We start from the raw sequence: 23,602 nt of genomic DNA on the forward strand, positions 1-23,602 counted from the left end.
GCGCGCGCAACGGCAGGCGGGGTTGGGACCTCGTCATTCGAGAGCTGGGCTAAACAGTCAAGTATGTCCGGCACGTGCTGGCCGGATTTCTGGGCACTACTAACTAGACGCATTTACGTTCCCCCGACGAATGGCCCGGGATGCTGGGCCAACGCACTGTAGTGAATTCCCAAACTGTCTCGTCCCGGATTGCTAAAAAACTCCCCAAATAGGTCGAGCTGGGGCGCTTCCTCAGGCTCCGCCAGCGTCTCCCATTCACGGATGAAAGTTGCCCCTCTCCCCGGACGGTATCTGACAAGCACAATGTGCTTTGAATCGAGGAGAGTGTCGGCTCGAATGATGTTCGTGACGAGGATAGCTTCGACTGCAGTGGCAAAGCCTTGTGTCGGTGCTTGGGTGTTCAGGTCTCGGTCGAGGTGCGACGAAATCACTGCCCTAAGGCGGTCACGAGACTCGGTGACATTTTCCGGGTCAATGTCTATGCCGTAGGTAGCCGCAAGACATCGGAGAATGCGGTGTTCGTATCGCTCACCACGCCCATAGCTCCGGACGGTGACTGTGGATAGCTTGCGTTGGAGGATTTCCTCGAGGAAGTTTCCAGAACCGCATGCTGGCTCCAGGAATGTCCGGTCGTGGTTGCCGAGGTCTTCTGCGCTCGGAAACATATCCGGAACTAGGTCGAGCATCGCATTGACTTCGCGCTCATGGGTGTAAACCTCAGCCAAGTCTCGAACGCGGTCGCGAGTCCTTATTTGGGCATGTCGCTCACGCGGAGCGATATCACTCGCGTTGGACAATCCAGACACCGGCTGCAACGGACTAGCATTTCCCACCATCTGCTCCTTGTATCGCACCGAAGCGAAATCCCTAATTCATTGCAATAAAACCGAGCATGGAGCTGGGACCCCGGGATAAACACAACCACGCCTCACCTTCACCCTAGCGAGTCGGGCCGACACTACGGCCACGACGCGGCTCACGGGCGCTTCGACGCGCGCGTTCGTCATCAACTGACGCGAATCAGGGCGGTTGTGTCAGAGGTAACCAATATCGTGCAACCACACGAGAGGACCTTCAACGATGCGAGCGACTTGTCCGGTCTGCGACCAAACTGCCACGGTAAGCACCACACAGGTGATGACGGCCCACGAGAATGGTGGAGGTCGCTGCGCAGGAACAGGCGGACCGCTAGGGAGGCTCGTCGAGAACGCCGTTCGCCAGCGACCAAGGCAGGTCAAGACCGCGAGTTACTTTGGGCGTCTCGAAAGGTCTTAGCGCCGAAGCCGCCTGTTCGACGGCGACTCGTCGGGTCCGTAGCTCCATTCCGTCAGTGGTGGAACATAGTTCAAGCACGCGAACTGAAAGCGTCGACACCAAGACCGACTGTTCCCCGCGGCATCACGAAGCCGGGAAGAGTCGGCAAAGCAAAGTCATTGGAATCACGCCGACAGGCGTCGATTGAATCCGGACGAATTTACGAAGCCGAGGCGGCCGCTCGCAAGAAATAGAACCTTGAACGTGGACCCGTGCCCAAACGCAAGTCAGCGCCCGACCCAAAGAAGAAGAGGTGGGTTGAGTCGATAGTCGGCGGCGGTTCTCCAGGGCTGGGTAAGAGGTAGCTTCTCACCAATGCTCAGCTAATCCTTCGGATGTGTGGAGCGAGGGTGAATAGCTAAAAAACGTCGAGTCGCTTCTTCGCGGTGTACGACTGACCCGTCACCACTCGCTGCCCGCATGGGTTCGGAAAACTTCAACGAGCCGTTCGGGTTGGCCAATGTAGCTCACCGGTGGGCCGCCACCGAAATACGTCGTCGGCGAGTAGAGCCAGAAAGTCAGTCCGAAACCCGAGTAGTCCAGGTCGACAGCAGCTGCGATGAGCGGCCGCACTAGGGTGGCGACCTGGTTTGGGTCGCGTCCAAATTGGCAGCTTGGGAACACGATTCCCTCCTTCCAGATGAGTCCGAGGAGCTGGCCTGTTGCGAGCATCTCCGTCACTCTGTCCTCACCAAAATTCAGCATCGCCGCGACATCGGTCACCGCTTACGGTCCGTCCATGGCATTGATGTTTTGAAGTGCAACTTCTCTGGCTGCCTTGCCGAGCTCCATTCCGGTGAGTAGTTCGATGCGCTGGATGGTGATGGTGTGATGCCCAAAGAAATCAGTGAAGAAGTCGTCGGATTCCATGGTCCAATAGCCCGCCTCGCCGACCATGCATGCGTCAAGGGTGCGTAGCGGCCGTTCCAAGTCCTTGATGGTCGGGTTGCTGCCGACACCCGGGAGGTGGGTGACTATGCCGCGCTGGAGATTCACGATGTAGCTGCTGCCAACTGTCGTGACGCGCCAAACACCGTCTTCGTCGCCGCTGAGTCTTTCGACGGTTTTCATAGGGTTCTCCTCCGTTTAACTTTCGGCCGGGCTTAATATCGACGTTGAGTACGTTCGGCATCGGTTGATGTTTTGAATGACGGTGGAATTCTGGGGCTGCGCCGTCGCCTTGGGGACTTGGAAAGACCAGACGCCGCGACTGTCCGTCTCGCAGACCTCAATGGCCAGCAAGGTGCCCGTCACCTGGAATGCCATCTGAGTGGAGTTCGGCTCCAGCGTTCAATGGACTCTCTTCGCATCCTGGATGTTGGATTCCTCTGGCTACCACGATGCACCTCGGCGACGCTGAGCGACATCATTGAAATTCGCCCCGCCCAGCGCCTCACGCGTTTTGCCGGAAGCGAGTGTCGTGCGCCAGCCGAGGAAAATATCGGCGATTCTTGGGCCTAGCCAGCGCAATCCATCATCGGCGAGCGGAAACTGGTTGAGACGCGTGAAGCCTTCACGGATGCCATCGACGAAATAGAAATACAGGGTCTGAGCCCGGCACTCGAGGCGTCCGCTCAGTACGTCGACGCCGTTTTCACAGTTGTGGTCGGGCCAGACGAAACCGAAATTGCCCAGGACCACGAGGGTTCGTATCCCGCGTGCGTGGAGAATGCGGGACACGATGAGCACGTGCTCAAAGCCGGCCAGGGTATCGCGGAGAAGCCCGATGCGCCGCGCCGTAGAAAGCAATGGGCTCTCGCAGGCTCCGCAGCCCCACCCATCGAATCGCCACCACAACCGCACGCTAGTACCGCTTAAAACAGAAATCGCTCCTGAGAATCCTCAGGAGCGATTTCTGTTTGTTCCAACCAAACCGTTCCGCCAAGAGTTTCGCGAACGGCCCGAGGGTGTCGGTCGCTTCCATGCTCTCTTTATGCGCGGTCGGTGCAAACCGCCCACCACAAACAAAACACAAACACTTTCCTTCCACACCAGTTGTTTCCAGTGATGTGGAGTGACCTCACATCCGCGTAATTACGCGTTTTTATCCCTAAGAACAGGACACTCATCTTCCTTCACACGGAAGAGGTCGTGGGTTCAAGTCCCGCATCGCCCACCATGATTCACGGAGAGCCCCGAGAAATCGGGGCTCTCCGTGTCGGTACGCCAACTCTGTGCCGCGAATGCGGATGAACGGATTCTTAGCGCGTCTGGAGCAACCGGTCACCCGCTCTCGGTATAGGCGGATAGTCGCACGGGGCAACCTAGTCTGAAGGACATGGACGTGCTTATCGATATTTGGCAACGCATGACGACGACGCACGCCGCGCTGGAGCCACTCGCCGCGTGGCTGACCGTGGGCGGGGCAGCCCTCATCGTGCTCTTTCCGCCGGTGTGGCGCCTGGCCCGTCACGCCGTCACGATCGTGCACGAAGGCGGCCATGGGGTCGTCGCGGTGCTGTGCGGACGGCGGCTGGGCGGTATCCGCTTGCATTCGGACACGTCCGGGCTGACCGTGAGCCGTGGGCGTCCGAACGGCCCCGGCATGATTTTCACCCTGCTGGCCGGCTACCCGGCCGCCGGGTTGCTCGGTCTCGGCGCCGCCTGGCTGCTCAGCCGGGGCTACGACGTGGGCCTGCTGTGGGCGCTGCTCGCCGCGCTCGCCCTGCTGCTCGTGCAGATTCGCAACTGGTTCGGGCTCTGGTCGGTCGCCGTGACCGGCGCCGTCGTGTTCGGAATCTCCTGGTTCGGGTCGCCGCAGGCTCAGGGGGTGTTCGCCCTTCTCATCACGGCGTTCCTGCTGTTCGGTGCGCTGCGCACGTCGCTCGAGCTTCAGCAATCGCGCTCACGGCGGCCCGGCTCCTCGTCGGACGCCGACCAGCTGGCCGGGTTGACGCACATTCCCGGTATTTTCTGGGTCGGTGTCTTTCTTGCTGTGCAACTGACCTGCGTGGCGCTGAGCGCACGGTTGCTCGGCTTCGTGTGACCGGCGGAACCTGAGAACTGCACGCAGCTAACCGTGACAAAGCGCAGCTAACCGTGACAAAGTTGGTTACATGACAAAAATTGCGATCATCGGCGGGCACGGAAAAGTTGCCCTCCACCTGGCCCGCTTGCTCACGGCCGACGGTCACGAAGTGACGTCGCTCATTCGCAACCCGGCTCACTCCACCGACGTCGCAGCGACCGGTGCAACACCCATGCTCGCGGACGTCGAGAATCTGTCCACAGACGAGCTCGCGACCGCACTGGCCGGACAGGATGCCGTGGTCTGGTCGGCTGGCGCCGGCGGCGGCAGCGCGGAGCGCACCTACGCGGTGGACCGGGACGCGGCCATTCGCTCCATGAATGCCGCCGCCCAGGTCGGCATCTACCGGTACGTGATGGTGTCCTACCAGGGCTCACGCGCCGATCACGGCGCCTCCCCCGACGACGGCATGTTCGCCTATTACGAGGCCAAGGCCGCCGCCGATGACTATTTGCGCGCCACCTCGCTGAGCTGGACCATTCTCGGCCCGAGCACCCTGACCCTCAACGTCGCGACGGGCGCCATCACTGTGGGATCCGATGTGCCGAGCCGTGACACCTCACGCGAGAACGTGGCGCTCGTCGCCGCGGCCGTGCTCGCCAGCGACAACACCGTGGGCAAGTTCATCGAATTCACCGACGGCGACGTACCGATCGACGAGGCCATCGCCGCTATCCGCTAACCGTTCTGCAGGCTTAAAAGCCGAAGTCGCCGCCGGAGTCTCCCCCCGCGTCGCCTCCCGCGTCAGCGTTCGTTTCGGTGTTCGCTTCAGCACCGGCGTCCGTTCCTCCGCCGTCCATCGGCATGAAAGCGCTGACCAGGGCCGAACCGATGACAAAGCCAGCGACCGTGCCAAGCAGTGAGCTCCCCATCATGCCGCCGAAACCCATGCCGTTCTGGTTGCCGAACGACCGGGTGAGGGTTCCCGGCTCGCGCAGTTCGGCCCGGGTCGCGGCCTGTGCGAGCGTGGCCGGTGCGGCATCTGCTGGTCGTTCGCTCGGCGGGACATTTTCGGTGAGCTGGCGAAAGAGAATGTCACGCTGCTCATCGGTCAGCTTCGAGAAAGCCTCGGTGTGCACCTGCTCGATGGTTTCGGGCGGTGCCGTGCGCAACAGGTATTGGTAGCGCTCGACCGCGATCTCATCGTCGCTGCGCGCGGGCGAGCCTCCTGAACGGTGCGCGGGGTACCCGGTGGGCGACTGTTCTTTTCGGCCGAGAATGAAGTCGAGAAATCCCATGGTCTGCTCCTAAGTCGGTGGATGAGTCTTAAAGTTAGTCTCCACGCCCGAACCAGGTCGTGACGCCGGTCGAATACAGCACGGAATCGGGAGCTCGATCGGCGAGGCCGACGAAACCCGCGGCAGCCAGCAGCGTGTCGTCGATACTCAGGAGTTCGGCGCGCAAAACTGGCCAGGGATCGTGGTGGTTACGCAGATGCACGGTGCGCCCGCGGATGTTCGTGAACAGCGCCCAACGAGCGGTCAGAAAATCGGCCAATGGGTCGTCGGTCACGGCTACGGAACCGGGGCGAGCGAGGATGTCGGTGTGCAGGCGGCGGTTGCGGTGCCGGGTCGAGGTGTACCGGTACGTGCCCGAATCGACCTGCAGCCGCGTGCGAGACCACACATAGGGCAGCGAGAACAGCGAACGCGCGGCCAGCACTGCGGCGAGGCGACTGGCCTCGAGTGACACGAACACAACACCGCGACGGCCCTGAACGTCTACGGCATAGAGCCGCACGTTGACCTCGACGAAGGATCCGAAGTAGGGAATGGGCGGGCTGCCAAGAACGGTGGCGCGATCGAGCACGAACGGAATCAAGCCGACCCAGCTCGACCCATCATATTCATCGGGGACGAGGCCGGCGGGCAGGAGCGGCGCGACCAGCGCAGCGTCCACTCGCCAGTGCAGGAAGACCAAATGCGACCAGCGCTGGCTCGCCACAGCACGCCCGGCCAAGGGCGGTGCGATCGCCGAAATGGGATAAGCCTCGGCATTCGTCACGACTTCCTCTCCCGGGATTTTCAATATCTCTCCTTCACGGTAGTCGCTGGGCAGCGCGCGCGCCTGTTGATCGCCCTGGAATGCGGGCCGGCGGGACGGCCTGCCCAGCAATCGCGGAGGCGACCTGTGTAAACATGAAGAAGGCGACATCGTCGTGACACAACCGCGAAAACACCAGATGAGGGAGAAAGATGCCGGGCTCAACCATTCTCGATCTCGTTCTGATCCTGATCCTGGTCATTGCCCTCGTCAACGGCTACCGCAGCGGACTGCTGCAGAGCCTCACCGGCATTGTCGGCGCCGTGGCCGGCGGAATCGCCGCCTTCTTCGTGGTTCCCCTCGTGGGCGGCTGGATTCCCGCCCCGGAATGGCGCACCCCTGGCACCCTCGCGGTAGCTATCCTGCTCGTGCTCATCGGCCACTCGCTCGGCGCTTCGGCCGGAGGAAGGGTCGGACGCCGGAAGAAGCGTTCTCCACTCGGTGCCATCAACCGGGTGCTCGGGGCGGCTTTTGCCGCCGTGGCATCGGCCCTCGTGGCATCGATGGTGGCGTTCAGCATCGGAGCCCTCGGCATTCCGTTCCTTTCCCCCGCCATCGCCTCATCCACCGTCGTGTCCGGAATCGACTCGTTGACCCCTGACCCGGTCAAGGCGCTCATGGCCCAGCTGCGATCCGTGGCCGTCACGCAGGGCCTGCCGCGTATCGTCGATGCTTTCACCGGCCCGACACCGGATGCCGCCGAGGCCGACACGAGCAGCCCAGCACTCGCCGTGGCCGCGCAGTCGGTCGTGCGCATCACCGGCACGGCGTACGCCTGTGGGCAGAGCCAGTCCGGCAGCGGTTTCGTCGTCGCGGACGGCCGCGTCATCACCAACGCACACGTCGTCGCAGGGGTGGGACAGCCGGTCGTTGAGACGCCGGCGGGTGTCGCTCTCGCCGGCGAGATCGTGTATTTCGACCCGGTAGACGACCTCGCCGTCATTTCGGTGCCCGGCCTCGACACTGCGCCGCTCACCGTCGGGGAGGACCTCGCTGCCGGTAGTGGCGCGGTCGCCGATGGATATCCCTACGGCGGACCGTATGTCTCCGACCCGGCCCAGGTCATCTCGATCAGCACCATCAGCGTCGCCGACATCTACGGCCAGGATCCGACGCCCCGAGAGGTGTACACCCTGGCTTCCGACGTGCAGCAGGGCGAGTCGGGTGGACCGCTGCTGAGTGAATCCGGCCTCGTGGTCGGCGTTATCTTCGCCAAGGCCAGCAACACCGAGAACGTCGGCTACGCCCTCGCGCTCGACGAGGTTCAGCCCGTCATCAGCCAGGCGACCGGCCTATCGGCGCCGGTCACTTCCGGCACCTGCGTTCGCGGCTGAGCCGTCGGCATCCGCTTGCTCTCGGCTGCCACGGTAACCGGTCGGCAATCCGGCAGGCACAGCGCCGGCAGGCACAGCGCCGGCAGGCACAGCGCCGGCAGGCACAGGAAGAGGGCGGTACGGAAAGCAGGTGAACCCGCTTTCCGCACCGCCCTCAACCCGCCAACGGGATGGCGAGCGTCAGAACCTAGACACGCTCGAGGGCATAACCCTCTTCGCCGTGGACACTGGTGTCGATCCCGGCCAGCTCGTCTTCGTTCTTGATGCGGAAGCCGATGGTCTTCTCGATCGCGAGCCCGAGCAGATAGGCGACGACGAAGGAGTAGGCGAGAACCGCGAAGGCGGCGATGGCCTGGACCAGAAGCTGGCTGAGGCCGCCGCCGGTGAAAAGTCCGGTGCCGATCGCGAAGAAGCCGAGGTACAGGGTGCCGATGATGCCACCGACGAGGTGGATGCCCACGACGTCGAGCGAGTCGTCGAAGCCGAGCTTGAACTTGAGTTCGACGGCGAGGGCGCAGACGGCACCCGCGACGGCGCCGAGAAGGAGTGCCCAGCCGGGCTCGAGGTTGGCGCAGGCGGGGGTGATGGCGACCAGTCCGGCGACAGCACCGGAAGCAGCGCCGACCGAGGTGGCTTTGCCGTCTTTGAACTTCTCGACGAGCATCCAGGCGAGGATGGCCGCGGCCGCGGCACCGAGCGTGTTGACGACGATGATACCGACATTGGCGAGCCCGTTGACCCACTCGGCGCCGGCGTTGAAGCCGAACCAGCCGAACCAGAGAATAGAGGCACCGATGAGTACGAGCGGCACGTTGTGCGGCTTGGTGATGCCCTTCTGGAAGCCGACGCGCTTGCCGAGCACCAGGGCGAGGGCGAGGGCAGCGGCACCGGCGTTGATGTGCACGGCGGTACCACCGGCGTAGTCGATCACGGCGATGTCACCGAGGCCGAGCGTCTCGCCGAGCTTGAGGATCCAGCCGCCACCCCAGACCCAGGCCGCGACCGGAAAGTAGACGAGCGTCGCCCAGACGCCGGCAAAGATCATCCAGGATCCAAACTTCGCCCGGTCGGCGACGGCCCCGCTGATCAGTGCGACGGTGATGATGGCGAAGGTCGCCCCATAGGTGGCGCCGAGAAGATCGATGCTGCCGGTCTCGCCCATAGCAAGCTGGCCCAGACCGAAGTCGGAGAAGGGGTTACCGGCGAAGTCAGTGGTGTTGCTGACGGCGCTCATGTTGAAGCCGTAGAGAATCCACAGGACGCTGATCAGGCCGAGTGCCCCAAAACTCATCATCATCATGCTGATGACGCTCTTGGCCTTGACCAGGCCGCCATAGAAGAAGGCGACACCCGGTGTCATGAATAACACCAGTGCGGTGGCTGTCAACCCCCATGCAATGCTTCCGGTATCCATAGATTGTCCTCACGCGTCTCGAGTGTGCAGGGTGTACCGCGAGGCGAGCCACCTCGGATACGAATCCAGTATCCGAGGTGACTGTTACAACAAACGTTCCGACGTGTTTCGTACCGGTTACGAGCTCTTGCGAATTGTTAACGCCGCGTTTCGGAGTCAGTCGGTGTGCGGCGGCAATTCTCCCGTGGTGAGGGCGACCATGCGTGACTGCGACCGCTGGTACTTCTTGCGATACCCGCCGGCCATCATCTCATCGTCGAACACCTCGTTGAGCGGGCGCCCACTGGCGACGATCGGAATCTCCGCGTCGTAAACCCGGTCGATGAACGCCACCAGGCGGAGGGCATCCGACTGGTCGGTCAGCAGGAAGACGCCACGCAGGGCGATGACCTCGACGTCGCGAATGACCTTGACGTACTTCGACGGGTGCACCGTGCCCAGGTGACGAATCAGGGCACCGAAGTCATCCTCGGTCACCTTCGAACCGCGACCGAGCAGCGTGTTGACCAGGTGCTCACGCGCCTCGGGCTCCACCGCAACGGCCTGGCCGGTGACGTTGCGACGCCGATAGTCGAGGCCGTCGATACGCACGGTCTCGAAGTTCGCACTCATGGCCGAGATCTCGCGCAAAAAGTCCTGGGCGGCGAACCGGCCCTCGCCGAGCGAATTCGGCGGGGTGTTCGACGTGGCGGCGACGCGGGTGCCGGTGGCGACGAGTTCACCGAGCAGCCGAGTCATCACCATGGTGTCGCCCGGATCATCGAGCTCGAACTCGTCGATGCAGATGAGCTTCGCGCTGCGCAGCTCCTTGATGGTCTCCTGATAGCCGAGCGCCCCGACGAGGGCGGTGTACTCGATGAAGGTACCGAAGTATTTCGGGCCGGTCGCGGCGTGCCAGAGCGCGGCGAGCAGGTGCGTCTTGCCCACCCCGAACCCACCGTCGAGATAGATGCCGGGCAGGTCGTCCTTGGCCTGGCGCCGGCGCGAGAAGAATCCCGCCGGCCGGGGGTTCACGAATTCCTGCAGCTTCTCAACGGCCGCTACCTGGGACGGGTAGTCATGATCGGGTCGGTAATTCTCGAACGAGGCGTGTTCAAACTGAGGCGGCGGTACCAGCTCGGCGACAATTTCCCGGCCCGTGATACTCGGGGAGCGGCCGGCCAGTTGCGGAACCGTGTGGTGTGCCTTCTGGTGAGCCTCTGGTGCCATGCTGAAACGCCCGTTCTCGGTCTTCGTGCTGTGAATGCGCAGAGTCTTGCAAATGCGCTGGGTGCCAGCACCGCGTAGATTGAAATGGTGGGCCCGATAAGCCTAATCCGCGGTCAACCCGAATCCGTATGCATCCCGGTCCACCTGGAGGTACCATGACCGTTCCGAGCGACCCCACCCAGAAGTTTGCCGCTTACGCCCACCCCTCTACTCTGGTTTCGACCGAGTGGCTGGCCGAACACCACGGTGACGCCGGAGTGGTCGTGGTCGAATCCGACGAAGACGTCTTGCTGTACGAAGTCGGACACATCGAGGGCTCCGTGAAAATCGACTGGCACACCGACCTCAACGACAAGGTCAACCGCGACTACATCGACGGCGCAGCATTCGCCGCCCTGATGAGCAGCAAGGGAATCACCCGCGACAGCACCGTGATCATCTACGGCGATAAGAGCAACTGGTGGGCCGCCTATGCCCTCTGGGTTTTCACCCTGTTCGGCCACGCCGACGTTCGCCTGCTCGACGGCGGCCGCACGAAGTGGCTCGCTGAAGGGCGCGAGATCACAACGATAGCTTCCCCCGTCATCCCCTCCGACTACCCGGTGATCCCCCGCAACGATGCACCGATTCGCGCCTTCAAGAACGACGTTCTCGCCCACTTCGGTAATCCGCTCATCGATGTGCGCTCCGAGGAGGAATACAGCGGCGCCCGTACGACGATGCCCGCGTACCCCGAAGAAGGCGCCCTGCGCGGTGGCCATATTCCGACTGCCGCGTCGGTGCCCTGGGCCCGTGCCGCAGCCACCGACTCCACTTTTCGGACACGCTCCGAACTCGACGCCATCTATCGCACGGAGGCCGGCCTGGCCGACGGCGACGACGTGATCGCCTATTGCCGCATCGGCGAACGGTCTAGCCACACCTGGTTCGTACTGACCCACCTGCTCGGCTTCGAGAATGTGCGCAACTACGACGGATCCTGGACCGAGTGGGGCAATGCCGTCGCCGTGCCGATCGCCGTCGGCACCGAACCCGGTGCGGCGCCGCAGCGATGAGCGCACTTCCGGACTCTCTGACGGAAATTCGCGAGGACTTTCTCGCCCTGGAGCAAAAGGACCGCCTGCTGCTGCTGCTCGAGTTCGCCAACGAACTGCCGGAACTCCCGCAGAAGTTTCAGGACCATCCCGATCTGCTCGAGCGTGTCGTCGAATGCCAGTCGCCGGTGTTCATCTTTGTCGAAGTGGATACCGCCGGCGCGTTCCACCTGCACGCGACGGCTCCACGCGAGTCGCCGACCACCCGCGGGTTCGCGTCCATTCTCGCCCAAGGCCTCGACGGCCTGACCGCAGAACAGGTGCTGGCCGTCGCCGATGACTATCCGCAGTCGATCGGTCTCAGCGAAGCCGTCTCGCCGCTGCGCCTGCGCGGCATGAGTGCCATGCTCGGCCGGGCCAAACGCCAGCTTCGGGAACGCCTCGCCTAGACCGCTGGCAGTCGCGCCAACCAGGCCCCGATCTCGGCGTTCCACCGGGTGGGGTCATAGTTCCAGAGCTTGGTGTGCCGGGCTTCGGCAAAATCGACAAAGGTCACGATGTCGGGCCGCCGGTTCGCCAATCGGCGCGATCCGGTGGCCGGAACGAAACCGTCATCGTAGCTGTGCAGCAGCAGGACGGGCCGATGCAGGTCACCGGCGCGGGAGACGAAGTCCAGCCGACCGAAGTCGATCGGGGCAGCCTGACCGGTGACGCGGGCACCCCAGCGTGACCCCATCAGGAGCATGGCTCCGCGCGCAATCGACCGCGGGAGTCTGCGGTCGATGGCCTGCGCCGCGACGACGTCGGCCCAGTCGATCACAGGAGAGTCCAACACCACACCGACGATCAGGTCAGCGTGGCGTTCCCGGGTCAGGGCCTGCAGCACCACGGCACCACCCATCGACCAGCCCATCAACACGATGCTCGTGGCCCCTCGAGCGGCGGCATAGTCGATCGCTGCCGCTACGTCCGGCCATTCGGTGTCGCCGAGGCCGTATCGCCCGTCGCTGCTGGCCGGGGCGTCGCCATCGTTGCGGTACGACACGAGCAGCGAGGCATAGCCCGCCGCACGAAACACCGGCACCGCCCGCAACGCCTCCTCTCGGCGCACCGCCCGGCCATGTACCTGGATCACCCAGGGCCGGCCGGGCGCAGCGCCGGCGGGTGCTGCGGCATCCGCTGGAATGAGCCAGGCGGGGGCCGGGCCGACGGGGGTGGGAATGGTGACGTCGCTCCACTCGACACCGAGATCGGCCGGACCCGTGTAGAGCCAGCCGCTGAACCGGCCACGCCGCGCGGCCGCCAAATCGCCGTAGTCAACGCCGAGGAGACGCCGGGTGACGGTGGTCGCGGTGCGCGTGATGATCTCTCCGACCCGGGCGTGGCCGGCGCCGGCGCTGAAGAAGAAGCTGTAGTCGCCCGGCAGCACGGAATCGCGGTGGCGTTGCAGGGTTACCGTGCCCCCATAGAAATCCACCGCGAACACGCGGGTGTCATCCTCGCGCTTGGTCGGAGGGGTGACGATGGTCTTCGCCATGACCGCCGAGAGAACGCCGGCCGCGCCGACGAGGGCCAGGGCAAAGCTGGCGACGCTGATGCCCGTGACACCCAGAACCGCTTGCAGAACACCCGGTTGACGTCTGTTTGGGGCCTGTGAGTCGTGCATGTGCACCTCCGGCTGGTCGGCGTGCCTCACGGACAACATCCAGAAAAAACTCTAGTCTGCAGACGTGCCCGAAACAGATCAATCGCTTCCCGCGGAGTTCGCCGCGGCGTTGACCGCGATTCGCCGCGCCACTAATCGGGCCGAATTAGTCGTCACCGAGATTGCCGCGCCCGCCCAGCTGGCACCGTACGCCATCGCCCTCGCTGCCAATATCGCGCCGGTGCGGCACGGCAGCGATTCCGACCTGGGAACCGGCCGCTTCATTCTGCTCTACGACCCGGAGGAACCCGAAGGCTGGAACGGCGCCTTCCGCGTGGTGTGTTTCGCGCAGGCGCCGCTCGAGGTGGAGATCGGGTTGGACCCGTTCCTGGCGGAGGTCACCTGGGCCTGGCTCGTCGATGCCCTGGACTCCCGCAAGGCCACGTACACCGCGGCCTCCGGAACGGCGACTAAAATAATCTCGTCAGGCTTTGGCGAACTCGCCAAACAGGGAGATGGCGCGCAGATTGAGCTGCGCGCGTCGTGGACACCCCTGGATCACAATCTCACCGCCCACGTCGAGGGGTGGGGCGAGCTGCTCTGCATGCTCGCCGGACTCCCTCCCGCTGGGGAAGGAGTCAGCATGTTGTCAGCACGCCGAGCAGCCCGTGGCTGAATCGCAGTCCCATCAGAATCTCGTTGCAGCGCCCGTCGCTCACCGCGTCATCGACACCCGCGAGGCCTACCTCGCCGCGACGGCCGCCCTGGCTGCCGGCAACGGGCCGGTCGGGGTCGACGCGGAACGAGCATCCGGTTTCACCTACTCGCAACGCGCGTACCTGATCCAGATCTATCGCCGCGGTGCCGGTACCTTTCTGTTCGACCCGCCGCCGATCGGTGACTTCAGCGAGTTGAACGATGCCCTCGCCGATGTGGACTGGATTTTGCACGCGGCGAGCCAGGATCTCGCCTGCCTTCGGGAGGTCGGACTCGACCCGGCACGCATCTTCGACACCGAGCTCGCCGCCCGGCTGCTCGGCCTTCCGCGGGTCGGCCTCGGCACCGTCGTGGAAGAGCTGCTCGGGATCCACCTCGCCAAGGAACACTCAGCCGCGAACTGGTCGACCCGGCCGCTGCCCGAATCCTGGCTGGTCTACGCCGCCCTCGACGTAGAGCTGCTGCCCGACCTACGCGACCAGATGGTCGACCTGCTCGTGGAATCCGACAAGACCGACATTGCCGACCAGGAGTTCGCTGCGACCCTCGCGAAGCAGGCCAAGGCTGCCCGCGTGGACCCGTGGCGGCGACTGTCGGGCATCCACTCACTGCACGGCCAGCGCAATCTGGCCGTCGCGCGTGAATTGTGGCTGGCCCGCGACGAATTCGCCCGCGAGGTTGACGTCTCCCCCGGGCGGCTCATTCCGGATGCCTCCCTGCTCGCCGCCGCCCGCGTGCTGCCGGCCACGCGCCAGGCGCTGAGCGACCTGCGTGAGTTCAACGGTCGGGCAAGCCGCAACGAATTAGACCGCTGGTGGAGTGCGATCCAGCGCGGGCGGGCCACCGCCGACCTGCCCGCGCTCAAGGCCAGCAATGACACCCTGCCGCCGCCGCGGGCCTGGGCGGACCGTAACCCGGAGGCCGATGTGCGCTACAAGGCAGCCCGCGCCGCACTGCAGACGGTCACCGACGAACGCAAGATTCCGCTGGAGAATCTGCTGACGCCGGATTACCTGCGCCGGGTGGCGTGGGCGCCGCCGGAGCCGGCGGATGCGGCATCCCTTGGGGAAGCGCTGGCCACTTTAGGGGCCCGCCGCTGGCAAGTTGACGTGACTGCACAATTAATAGCGGATGCTTTTGTAGAAATTCCACAAATGGCCGATCCCCTGCCGGATCACGAGTCGTAGAAACCGGCAAACGATTCGAGAGGCCCATTTGAGCCACCCTAGGATCGGTGCAGACCTAACAGGCCGCTCCGGACCTGTTTGACGTACGGGAGGCATTGTGGCCGAGAGAGCAGAAGTCGTCTTTGTGGACGGGGTTCGAACCCCGTTCGGACGCGCCGGCGAAAAGGGCATGTACTGGAACACCCGGGCCGATGACCTCGTGGTCAAAGCGATTATCGGCCTGATGGAACGCAATCCGGGCGTGCCGCCGGAACGCATCGACGACGTCGCGATCGCGGCCACGACCCAGACAGGTGACCAGGGACTGACGCTCGGGCGAACGGCCGCACTGCTCGCCGGACTGCCGAAATCCGTTCCCGGTTTCGCGATCGACCGTATGTGCGCCGGGGCGATGACGGCCGTGACCATGATGGGATCCTCGATCGGTTTCGGCGCCTATGACCTCGCCATCGCCGGCGGCGTCGAGCACATGGGCCGCCACCCGATGGGTTTCGGGGCAGACCCGAACCCGCGGTTCCTGTCCGAGAAGCTCGTGAGCGAGGACGCTCTCAACATGGGCGCCACCGCCGAACGCATTCACGACCGGTTTCCTTCGTATACCAAGGAACGTTCGGACCGGTTCGCGCTGCGCAGCCAGCAGAAGGTCGCCGCGGCCTATGAAGCCGGCAACATCCAGCCCGATCTGATTCCTGTGGCCACACGCAGCGAATCGGGCTGGGGCCTCGCGACCCGCGATGAAGCGCCGCGCCCCGAGACCACCCTCGAAGGACTCAGCACGCTGCGCACCCCGTTCCGTTCGCACGGCCGCGTCACGGCCGGCAACGCTTCCGGCCTCAACGACGGCGCCTCGGCCTGCCTGCTCGCCAGCGGCGCCACGGCCAGGGAACTTGGGCTGGGCGTGAAAATGACCATGACGAGCTTCGCCTTCGCCGGGGTGGAGCCCGAGGTCATGGGACTCGGCCCCGTGCCCTCCACCGAAAAGGCGCTGCGCAAGGCCGGCCTGTCGATCACCGACATCGGCCTGTTCGAGCTCAACGAAGCCTTCGCCGTGCAGGTTATCTCCTTTTTGGACCATTTCGGCATCGATGATGAAGATCCCCGAGTGAACCAATATGGCGGAGCGATCGCGCTAGGGCATCCGCTCGCCTCGTCGGGCGTTCGCCTGATGAACCAGCTAGCCCACCAGTTCGAGACGCACCCCCAGGTGCGTTACGGCCTCACCGCCATGTGCATCGGCCTCGGCCAGGGCGGCACCGTGATCTGGGAAAACCCGCACTTCAACAAGAAGGCAACCAAGCGATGACGAACACGAGCACAACTGACTACAACTCCCTCGACTTCAGCGCACTCGTCGCGATCTCCGGCGACGAGGTCGTCACGCACTCCTTCGTGCGCGACGTGCCACTCACGGCCGGCCGCACCCTGGCCCTGGTCACCCTCGACAACGGCCGCGACCACACCCGGCCGAATACGCTCGGGCCGGTCACCCTGCTGGAATTCGCGGCGACCATGGACGAGCTGACCGCCCGCGCCGGGCGCGGCGAGATCCACGGCGTCGCCGTCACCGGCAAGCCGTTCATCCTCGCCGCAGGTGCGGACCTCAGCAAGGTCGCGGAGATTCCGTCGCTCGAGGCGGGCAAATTGCTCAGCCAGCTCGGCCACCACGCGCTCGGCAAGCTCGACACCCTGGGCGTGCCGTCCTTCGTGTTCATCAACGGGCTCGCTCTCGGGGGCGGCCTGGAGATCGGCCTCAATGCCAACTACCGAACGGTCGACGCGGCCGTGCCCGCGATCGCACTGCCCGAGGTGTTCCTTGGCCTGATCCCCGGCTGGGGCGGCTCCTACCTGCTGCCGAACCTGATCGGCATCGAAAACGCCCTCAAGGTGATCATCGAGAACCCGCTCAAGAACAACCGCACGCTCAGCGGAGCGGATGCCCTCCGGCTCGGCATCGCGGACATCATGTTCACGTCGGCACGGTTCCTCGAGGACTCTATTATTTGGGCCGACGGGGTCATCGCCGGCACCACCAAGGTATCCCGCCCGAACGCGCCCGGTAAGGTCGAGCGCCTCGTCAAGTGGGACGTCGCAGTCGGCATCGCCCGAAAAATGCTCGTGACCAGCATCGGCGAGGTCGCCAAGTCGCCTTACGTGGCGCTGGACCTGCTGCAGGCTGCCAAGAGCGGCACGCGCGCCGAGGGTTTCCAGCGCGAGGACGAGGCCCTCGCCGGCCTCATCACCGGCGACCAGTTGCAGGCCAGCATCTACGCCTTCAACCTCGTGCAGAAGCGCGCCAAGCGCCCCGCCGGAGCGCCGGACAAGGCGCTGGCCCGGCCGATCACCAAGGTCGGCGTGATCGGTGCCGGCCTCATGGCCAGCCAGTTCGCCCTGCTCTTCGTGCGCCGCCTCAAGGTGCCGGTCGTCATCACCGACCTCGACCAGGCCCGCGTCGACAAGGGCGTTGCGTACATTCACGACGAGATAGCCGCCCTGCAGTCCAAGAACCGCATCTCCCCCGACGAAGCCAACCGGCTACGCGCTCTGGTCACCGGCACGACCGACAAAGCGTTGTTCTCCGACGCCGACTGGGTGATCGAGGCCGTCTTCGAGGAACTCGATGTGAAGCGATCCGTGTTCGCTGAAATCGAGAAGTTCATCTCGCCCGAGGCCATTCTGGCCACCAACACCTCGTCGCTTTCGGTCGAGCAGATCGGCTCGAAGCTCGAGCATCCGGAACGCCTGGTCGGGTTTCACTTCTTCAACCCGGTGGCGGTGATGCCGTTGATCGAGGTGGTCAACACCCCGCAGACCGACGAGGTCACGCTCGCCACCGCCATGGTCGTCGCCGGCAAACTGCGGAAGAACGCGGTCATCACCCGGGACACCCCCGGCTTCGTGGTCAACCGGGTTCTCGCCAAGCTGCTCGGTGAAGCCATGCACGCCGTCGACACCGGTACTTCGTTCGAGGTCGTCGAGGCCGCTGTGGCGCCGTTCGGGCTTCCGATGACCCCGTTCGAACTGCTCGAGCTCGTCGGCCTCACCGTGGGGGCTCACGTACTCGACACGCACCACGCCGCCTTCCCCGAGCGGTTCTTCGAAAGCGACAACCTGCACAGGCTCGCTGAGCACGGCAAGATTCTCGAGCGCGACGGCAAGGGCCGCCGCACCGGATTCGACAAGGGGGCGCTGAAAATCGTCGGCGGCGGCACCACGCCGATGACGGCCGAGCAGATTCTGCAGCGGGTCGAAGACGGCCTCGCCGACGAGATCAAGCGGATGCTCGAGACGCAAGTTGTGCACGCGGCCGAAGACATCGACCTGTGTATGATCCTCGGCGCCGGCTGGCCGTTCCAGATGGGCGGGATCACCCCGTACCTCGACCGGGTCGGCGCAAGCGACCGGGTGTTCGGCGGCACGTTCCACACCCCGCCCATTCGCGGCATCGGGGCTGCCGTAGGGGCGGCATCCGCTCAAAGTTAGCGAGAACGCGGCCCGGTCATCGACCGGGCCCACCCTACGAACACGGGCCCAGTCTATAGACTGAGCCCGTGTTCGGGCCCCGGGCCCCGTCAGTGTTCTGGACGGGGACGGGACGATGGCGTGGATGGGGCTAGTCGCGGCGGGTCACCCGGATGGACCCGGTGTCGGTGTGGTCGGCGGGCAGCGGCCTGGCATTGGGAATCTTGCTGCCGAGCACCATGGCGACCACGTCGCGGGCGATCGCCTGCGGGGTCAGACCGACCCGCTCGAGAATCTGAGCGCGTGTGCCGTGATCGAGGAACTGGTCTGGCAGGCCCAGTTCGGTCACCGCCGTGTCAACTCCGGCCTCGCGCAAGTCCTGGCGGATGCGCGTGCCGATACCGCCCACCCGGATACCGTCTTCGATCGTGACGACGATGCGGTGGGCAGCCGCGAGGGCGATGATGCTGCGCGGCACCGGAACCACCCAGCGCGGGTCGACGACGGTCGCGCCGATACCCTGCGCTGCGAGACGGTCGGCCACGTCGAGACCCATCGCCGCCATCGGTCCGACCGTGACGATGAGGACGTCGGCCTGGGTCGCTTCCTGCAACACGTCGACGCCGTCGTCGAGGCGGCGAATCGCTTCGAACTCCAGCCCGACGCTGCCCTTGGGGAAGCGCAGCACGGTCGGGCCGTCATCGACGACGACGGCCTCGGCCAGTTCTTCACGCAGACGTACCGAGTCGCGCGGTGCGGCCAAACGAATGTTCGGCACGACCTGCAAAATGGCGAGGTCCCACATGCCGTGGTGGCTGGGGCCGTCGGGCCCGGTGACCCCGGCGCGGTCGAGCACGAAGGTGACGCCGGCATTATGCAGAGCGACGTCCATGAGCACCTGGTCGAAGGCCCGGTTGATGAAGGTCGCATAGAGCGCGACGACGGGGTGCAGGCCACCGAAAGCGAGCCCGGCCGCGCTCGTGACGGCGTGTTGTTCAGCGATCCCCACGTCGTGCACGCGCGACGGGAACCGTTCGGCCATCTTGTGCAGCCCGGTCGGTCGCAGCATGGCGGCGGTAATGGCGACGATACGCTCGTTCTCGGTCGCCAGGCGAAGCAGTTCGTCGGCGAACACCGACGTCCACGATACTGCGCCCGGCTCTTCGACGGATTCGCCGGTTTCGGGGTCGATCTGACCGACCGCGTGGAACTGGTCGGCGACGTCCTGCACGGCCGGGTCGTAGCCCTTGCCCTTTTGGGTGATGGCGTGCACGATGACCGGCGCACCGTACCCCCTCGCCTGGGCCAGAGCCTCTTCCAACGCGTGTACGTCGTGCCCGTCGATGGGGCCGATGTACTTGATGTCGAGGTTGGAGTACAGCGCCTCATTGTTGGTGACGCGGGCCAGGAAGCCGTGCATGCCGCCACGCACACCGCGCCAGACGGCCCGGCCGGGGGCGCCGAGGCGGTCGAACACGTCCTTGCTGGTGAGGTAGGCATCCCGATAGCTGGCCCGGGTTCGGATGGTGTTGAGAAAACGGGCCATGCCGCCGATGGTCGGTGCGTAGGACCGACCGTTGTCGTTGACCACGATGATGAGCTTGCGCGTATTGTCATCGCTGATGTTGTTGAGGGCTTCCCAGGTCATGCCGCCGGTGAGGGCGCCGTCGCCGACGACGGCAACGACATGCCGGTCGTTCTGGCCGGTCATCTCGAACGCCCGGGAGATACCGTCGGCCCAGGACAGCGAGCTCGAGGCGTGCGAGCTTTCGACGATGTCGTGTTCGGATTCGGAGCGCTGCGGGTACCCGGCGAGCCCGTCCAACTGGCGGAGCTTGCTGAAGTCCTGGCGTCCGGTGAGCAGCTTGTGCACGTAGGACTGGTGACCGGTGTCGAAAACGATCGCGTCGACCGGCGAGTGAAAAACCCGGTGGATGGCGATGGTCAGCTCAACGACGCCGAGGTTTGGCCCCAGGTGCCCACCGGTCTTGGAAATCTCCCGCACCAGAAAGGAGCGGATCTCGGCGGCCAACTGAGGCAGCTGCCCTTTCGAGAGACCATCGAGGTCCCGCGGACCGTGAATCGTCTCCAGAAGGATCATCCGTCACACCTTTCACGTCACTGTTCATCAACACTCTTCAAAAGCAAACCGGCGCGTAGACCCCAATAGATCGAGTCTACGCGCCGGTGTCGTGCTGGTCGCGCTATGTGCCGGCTCAGACGAGCGAGCGCAACACGTACTGCAGGATGCCGCCGTTGCGGTAGTACTCGGCCTCGCCCGGGGTGTCGATGCGCACGATGGCGTCGAATTCGACCGGTGCCTTGCCGGCGGCCGAGAATTCACTCGGGGCGCAGGTCACGCGCACGGTCTTAGGCGTCTTGCCGTTGTTGAGCTCGGTGATGCCGGAGACCGAGACGATCTCGGTGCCGTCGAGCCCGAGCGAGTCGGCACTCTGACCGACCGGGAACTGCAGGGGCACAACGCCCATGCCGATGAGGTTGGAGCGGTGAATGCGCTCGAAGCTCTCTACGATGACGGCCTTGACCCCGAGAAGACTCGTGCCCTTCGCGGCCCAGTCCCGGCTGGAACCCGAACCGTACTCCTTACCACCAAAGATGACGAGCGGAGTTCCGGCGGCCTGGTAGTTCTGGCTGGCATCGTAGATGTCGGACTGCGGGCCTCCGGCGACGGTAAAGTCGCGGGTGGAACCACCCTCGACGTTGTCGAGGAGCTGGTTGCGCAGCCGGATGTTCGCGAACGTTCCGCGAATCATGACCTCGTGGTTGCCGCGACGCGAGCCATAGGAGTTGTAGTCACTACGTGCGATGCCATGCTCGGCCAGGTAACGGCCGGCGGGGCCGTCGGCCTTGATCGAACCGGCGGGACTGATGTGATCGGTAGTGACGGAGTCGCCGAGCTTGGCGAGTACGCGTGCACCCGAGATGTCGACGACCGGGCTGGTTTCAAGGCTCATGCCGTCGAAGTACGGGGGCTTCCGCACGTAGGTGGACTCGGCGTCCCAGGCGAAGATGTCACCGACGGGAGTTTCGAGCGACTGCCAGCGCTCGTCGCCGTCGAAGACGCCAGCGTACTGGGTCTCGAACATGTTCGAGTCGATCGACTCGTCGATGGTCTTCTGAACCTCGGCCGCGTCGGGCCAGATGTCCTTGAGGAAGACATCGTTGCCCTCGGTGTCCTTGCCGAGAGAGTCGGTGTCGAAGTCGAAGTTCATCGTGCCGGCGAGGGCGTAGGCGATGACGAGCGGCGGGCTGGCCAGGTAGTTCATCTTCACGTCGGGGTTGATGCGTCCCTCGAAGTTGCGGTTGCCGGAGAGCACCGCGGTGACGGCGAGGTCGTTCTCCTGCACGGCGGTGGAGATCTCGTCTTCGAGCGGGCCCGAGTTGCCGATGCAGGTGGTGCAGCCGTAGCCGACGAGGTAGAAACCGAGGTCCTCGAGGTAGCCATTGAGGCCGGCCTTCGCGTAGTACTCGGTGACGACCTTGGAGCCGGGAGCGAGCGTGGTCTTGACCCACGGCTTGCTCTTGAGGCCCTTGAGGCTCGCGTTGCGGGCCAGCAAGCCGGCCGCGAGCATGACGGAAGGGTTCGAGGTGTTGGTGCAGGAGGTGATGGCCGCGATCGCAACGGAGCCGTTGTCGATCGTGAATTCACGGCCGTCGGCGAGGGTGACGTCGGTCGGCTGCGGGTGCGACTGGGGCGGGTGGCTGGTGTGGCGGGCCAGGCCACTCTCGAACGCGTGGTTGTGCGCGGTCTGTTCGTCCTGCGAGGTGAGGCCGATCGGGTCGGACGCGGGGAAAGTACCCTCTATTGCCGCATCGACGAGGGAGACCGGAGCATTGGCGTAGTTGTCCAGGTCGCGTTCGAACTGGGTTTTGGCCTCGGAGAGGATGATGCGGTCCTGCGGACGCTTCGGTCCGGCGATCGACGGAACGACCGTGGAGAGGTCAAGCTCGAGGTACTCGCTGAAGATCGGTTCCTGGTCGGGGTTGTGCCAGAGGCCCTGCAGCTTGGAGTAGGCCTCGACGAGTGCGACCTGCTCCTCGCTGCGGCCGGTGAGGCGCAGGTAGCCGAGGGTGACATCGTCGATCGGGAACATGGCGGCCGTCGACCCGAACTCGGGGCTCATGTTGCCGATGGTAGCGCGGTTGGCAAGCGGTACGGAGGCGACGCCCGATCCGTAGAACTCGACGAACTTGCCGACGACGCCGTGCCCCCGGAGCATCTGCGTGATGGTAAGCACGACATCCGTTGCGGTGACGCCGGCCGGGATGATGCCGGAGAGCTTGAAGCCGACCACCTTGGGGATGAGCATGGACACCGACTGGCCGAGCATGGCTGCTTCGGCTTCGATTCCGCCGACGCCCCAGCCCAGCACGCCGAGGCCGTTGACCATGGTGGTGTGCGAGTCGGTGCCGACGCAGGTGTCGGGGTAGGCCTGCAGGACGCCGCCTACCTCGCGGGTCATGGTGACGCGGGCGAGGTATTCGATGTTGACCTGGTGCACGATGCCGGTTCCCGGCGGCACGACCTTGAAGTCGTCGAACGCGGTCTGGCCCCAGCGGAGGAACTGGTAGCGCTCACCGTTGCGCTCATACTCGATCTCAACATTGCGCTCGAACGAGTCAGTCGTGCCGAACAGGTCGGCGACGACGGAGTGGTCGATGACCATTTCGGTCGGGGCGAGCGGGTTGATCTTCTTGGGGTCTCCGCCGAGTTCGACGAGGGCTTCGCGCATGGTAGCGAGGTCGACGATGCAGGGAACTCCGGTGAAGTCCTGCATGACGACGCGAGCCGGCGTGTACTGGATCTCAGTGTCGGGCTCCGCGGTGGGGACCCACGCGCCGAGGGCACGAATGTGCTCGGCGGTGATGTTGGCGCCGTCCTCGGTCCGGAGGAGGTTCTCCAGCAGCACCTTCAGGCTGAACGGCAACTTTTCGTAGCCATCAACCGCGTCCAGGCGAAAGACCTCATAGTCCGTCGAACCGACGCGCAGGGTGTCCTTGGCTCCGAAGCTATTTACCGCGGTGTTTGTTGATTCCGACACAATGCCCTCTCCGTTGTGGGAGCCGACGGGAGACCGGCGGCAATCCTCAATTCTTGTGACGGGCACAGCCTCGTGCCAGCAAGGCAAGCCTAACCAGCGGATGCCGGGGGGCTGTCTTTTTTCATCGAGTTGCACCGGCGAATATTCGCCGCACA

20 protein-coding genes are annotated in these 23,602 nt (G+C 64.6%); 9 read left to right on the forward strand and 11 right to left on the reverse strand.

Annotated elements, in window-relative coordinates:
• Positions 1–113: 113 nt before the first annotated feature.
• The 4 genes from E3T47_RS05200 to E3T47_RS05215 all read right to left on the reverse strand — a co-directional run bounded on the left by E3T47_RS05200 (position 114) and on the right by E3T47_RS05215 (position 3,063).
• Complete coding sequence (locus tag E3T47_RS05200; protein WP_198416588.1) at positions 114–725, reverse strand: hypothetical protein; 612 nt, start codon at positions 723–725, stop codon at positions 114–116.
• 991 nt (positions 726–1,716) lie between these two features.
• Positions 1,717–1,986: a hypothetical protein gene (locus E3T47_RS05205; protein ID WP_134554886.1), complete on the reverse strand. Its 270-nt coding sequence runs from the start codon at positions 1,984–1,986 to the stop codon at positions 1,717–1,719.
• A gap of 54 nt (positions 1,987–2,040) precedes the next feature.
• On the reverse strand, positions 2,041–2,385 hold the full coding sequence (locus tag E3T47_RS05210; RefSeq protein WP_134554888.1) for a hypothetical protein: 345 nt from the start codon (positions 2,383–2,385) through the stop codon (positions 2,041–2,043).
• Positions 2,386–2,646: 261 nt separating this feature from the next.
• Positions 2,647–3,063, reverse strand: coding sequence for a hypothetical protein (locus E3T47_RS05215; RefSeq protein WP_134554889.1), 417 nt, complete (start codon positions 3,061–3,063; stop codon positions 2,647–2,649).
• Positions 3,064–3,592: 529 nt separating this feature from the next.
• Between E3T47_RS05215 and E3T47_RS05220 the strand changes: the two genes are divergently transcribed.
• Together E3T47_RS05220 and E3T47_RS05225 are read left to right on the forward strand one after the other, a co-directional pair.
• Positions 3,593–4,300, forward strand: a complete 708-nt coding sequence (locus tag E3T47_RS05220) for a M50 family metallopeptidase (RefSeq protein ID WP_134554891.1) — start codon at positions 3,593–3,595, stop codon at positions 4,298–4,300.
• 70 nt (positions 4,301–4,370) lie between these two features.
• On the forward strand, positions 4,371–5,024 hold the full coding sequence (locus tag E3T47_RS05225; RefSeq protein ID WP_134554893.1) for an SDR family oxidoreductase: 654 nt from the start codon (positions 4,371–4,373) through the stop codon (positions 5,022–5,024).
• Between the two features lie 13 nt (positions 5,025–5,037).
• Here the strand turns inward: E3T47_RS05225 and E3T47_RS05230 are convergent, their stop codons facing one another.
• Complete coding sequence (locus E3T47_RS05230) at positions 5,038–5,580, reverse strand: hypothetical protein (RefSeq protein ID WP_134554895.1); 543 nt, start codon at positions 5,578–5,580, stop codon at positions 5,038–5,040.
• Positions 5,581–5,614: 34 nt separating this feature from the next.
• On the reverse strand, positions 5,615–6,370 hold the full coding sequence (locus E3T47_RS05235) for a YqjF family protein (RefSeq protein ID WP_241981952.1): 756 nt from the start codon (positions 6,368–6,370) through the stop codon (positions 5,615–5,617).
• A gap of 167 nt (positions 6,371–6,537) precedes the next feature.
• On the opposite strand from E3T47_RS05235, the gene E3T47_RS05240 reads away from it, so the two are divergent.
• Positions 6,538–7,719 carry a MarP family serine protease gene (locus E3T47_RS05240; protein ID WP_134554898.1) on the forward strand — a complete coding sequence of 394 codons (1,182 nt, stop codon included), beginning with the start codon at positions 6,538–6,540 and terminating at the stop codon, positions 7,717–7,719.
• A gap of 187 nt (positions 7,720–7,906) precedes the next feature.
• Here the strand turns inward: E3T47_RS05240 and E3T47_RS05245 are convergent, their stop codons facing one another.
• Together E3T47_RS05245 and zapE are read right to left on the reverse strand one after the other, a co-directional pair.
• Positions 7,907–9,133 carry an ammonium transporter gene (locus E3T47_RS05245; RefSeq protein ID WP_134554900.1) on the reverse strand — a complete coding sequence of 409 codons (1,227 nt, stop codon included), beginning with the start codon at positions 9,131–9,133 and terminating at the stop codon, positions 7,907–7,909.
• 156 nt (positions 9,134–9,289) lie between these two features.
• Entirely contained in the window at positions 9,290–10,342 is a 1,053-nt protein-coding gene (zapE, locus tag E3T47_RS05250) for a cell division protein ZapE (RefSeq protein ID WP_134554902.1), read from the reverse strand.
• A gap of 155 nt (positions 10,343–10,497) precedes the next feature.
• Here zapE and E3T47_RS05255 point away from each other — a divergent pair, with 155 nt between their 5' ends.
• Together E3T47_RS05255 and E3T47_RS05260 are read left to right on the forward strand one after the other, a co-directional pair.
• Entirely contained in the window at positions 10,498–11,397 is a 900-nt protein-coding gene (locus E3T47_RS05255; RefSeq protein WP_134554904.1) for a sulfurtransferase, read from the forward strand.
• Positions 11,394–11,825, forward strand: a complete 432-nt coding sequence (locus tag E3T47_RS05260; RefSeq protein WP_134554905.1) for a SufE family protein — start codon at positions 11,394–11,396, stop codon at positions 11,823–11,825. The genes E3T47_RS05255 and E3T47_RS05260 overlap by 4 nt, the downstream gene beginning before the upstream one ends.
• Here E3T47_RS05260 and E3T47_RS05265 read toward each other — a convergent pair.
• A complete protein-coding gene (locus tag E3T47_RS05265; protein ID WP_134554907.1) occupies positions 11,822–13,081 on the reverse strand; it encodes an alpha/beta hydrolase family protein in 1,260 nt (419 codons plus the stop codon). The two genes, E3T47_RS05260 and E3T47_RS05265, sit on opposite strands and share 4 nt — an antisense overlap.
• 25 nt (positions 13,082–13,106) lie before the next feature.
• On the opposite strand from E3T47_RS05265, the gene E3T47_RS05270 reads away from it, so the two are divergent.
• The 4 genes from E3T47_RS05270 (at position 13,107) to E3T47_RS05285 (ending at position 18,405) form a co-directional block, all read left to right on the forward strand.
• Complete coding sequence (locus tag E3T47_RS05270) at positions 13,107–13,697, forward strand: DUF3000 domain-containing protein (RefSeq protein ID WP_134554909.1); 591 nt, start codon at positions 13,107–13,109, stop codon at positions 13,695–13,697.
• A complete protein-coding gene (locus E3T47_RS05275; RefSeq protein WP_134554911.1) occupies positions 13,690–14,925 on the forward strand; it encodes an HRDC domain-containing protein in 1,236 nt (411 codons plus the stop codon). Before E3T47_RS05270 ends, E3T47_RS05275 begins: the two co-directional genes overlap by 8 nt.
• A gap of 97 nt (positions 14,926–15,022) precedes the next feature.
• Positions 15,023–16,228 (forward strand): thiolase family protein, encoded by a 1,206-nt coding sequence (locus E3T47_RS05280; protein ID WP_134554913.1) that lies wholly within the window; start codon positions 15,023–15,025, stop codon positions 16,226–16,228.
• Entirely contained in the window at positions 16,225–18,405 is a 2,181-nt protein-coding gene (locus E3T47_RS05285; RefSeq protein ID WP_134554915.1) for a 3-hydroxyacyl-CoA dehydrogenase NAD-binding domain-containing protein, read from the forward strand. Before E3T47_RS05280 ends, E3T47_RS05285 begins: the two co-directional genes overlap by 4 nt.
• Positions 18,406–18,535: 130 nt before the next feature.
• On the opposite strand, the gene dxs is transcribed toward E3T47_RS05285, so the two are convergent.
• Entirely contained in the window at positions 18,536–20,485 is a 1,950-nt protein-coding gene (dxs, locus tag E3T47_RS05290) for a 1-deoxy-D-xylulose-5-phosphate synthase (RefSeq protein ID WP_134554917.1), read from the reverse strand.
• Between the two features lie 115 nt (positions 20,486–20,600).
• On the reverse strand, positions 20,601–23,447 hold the full coding sequence (locus E3T47_RS05295) for an aconitate hydratase (RefSeq protein ID WP_134554919.1): 2,847 nt from the start codon (positions 23,445–23,447) through the stop codon (positions 20,601–20,603).
• Between the last annotated feature and the right edge of the window lie 155 nt (positions 23,448–23,602).

Source organism: Cryobacterium ruanii (assembly GCF_004404055.1).
GTDB classification, from domain to species: Bacteria; Actinomycetota; Actinomycetes; order Actinomycetales; family Microbacteriaceae; genus Cryobacterium; species Cryobacterium ruanii.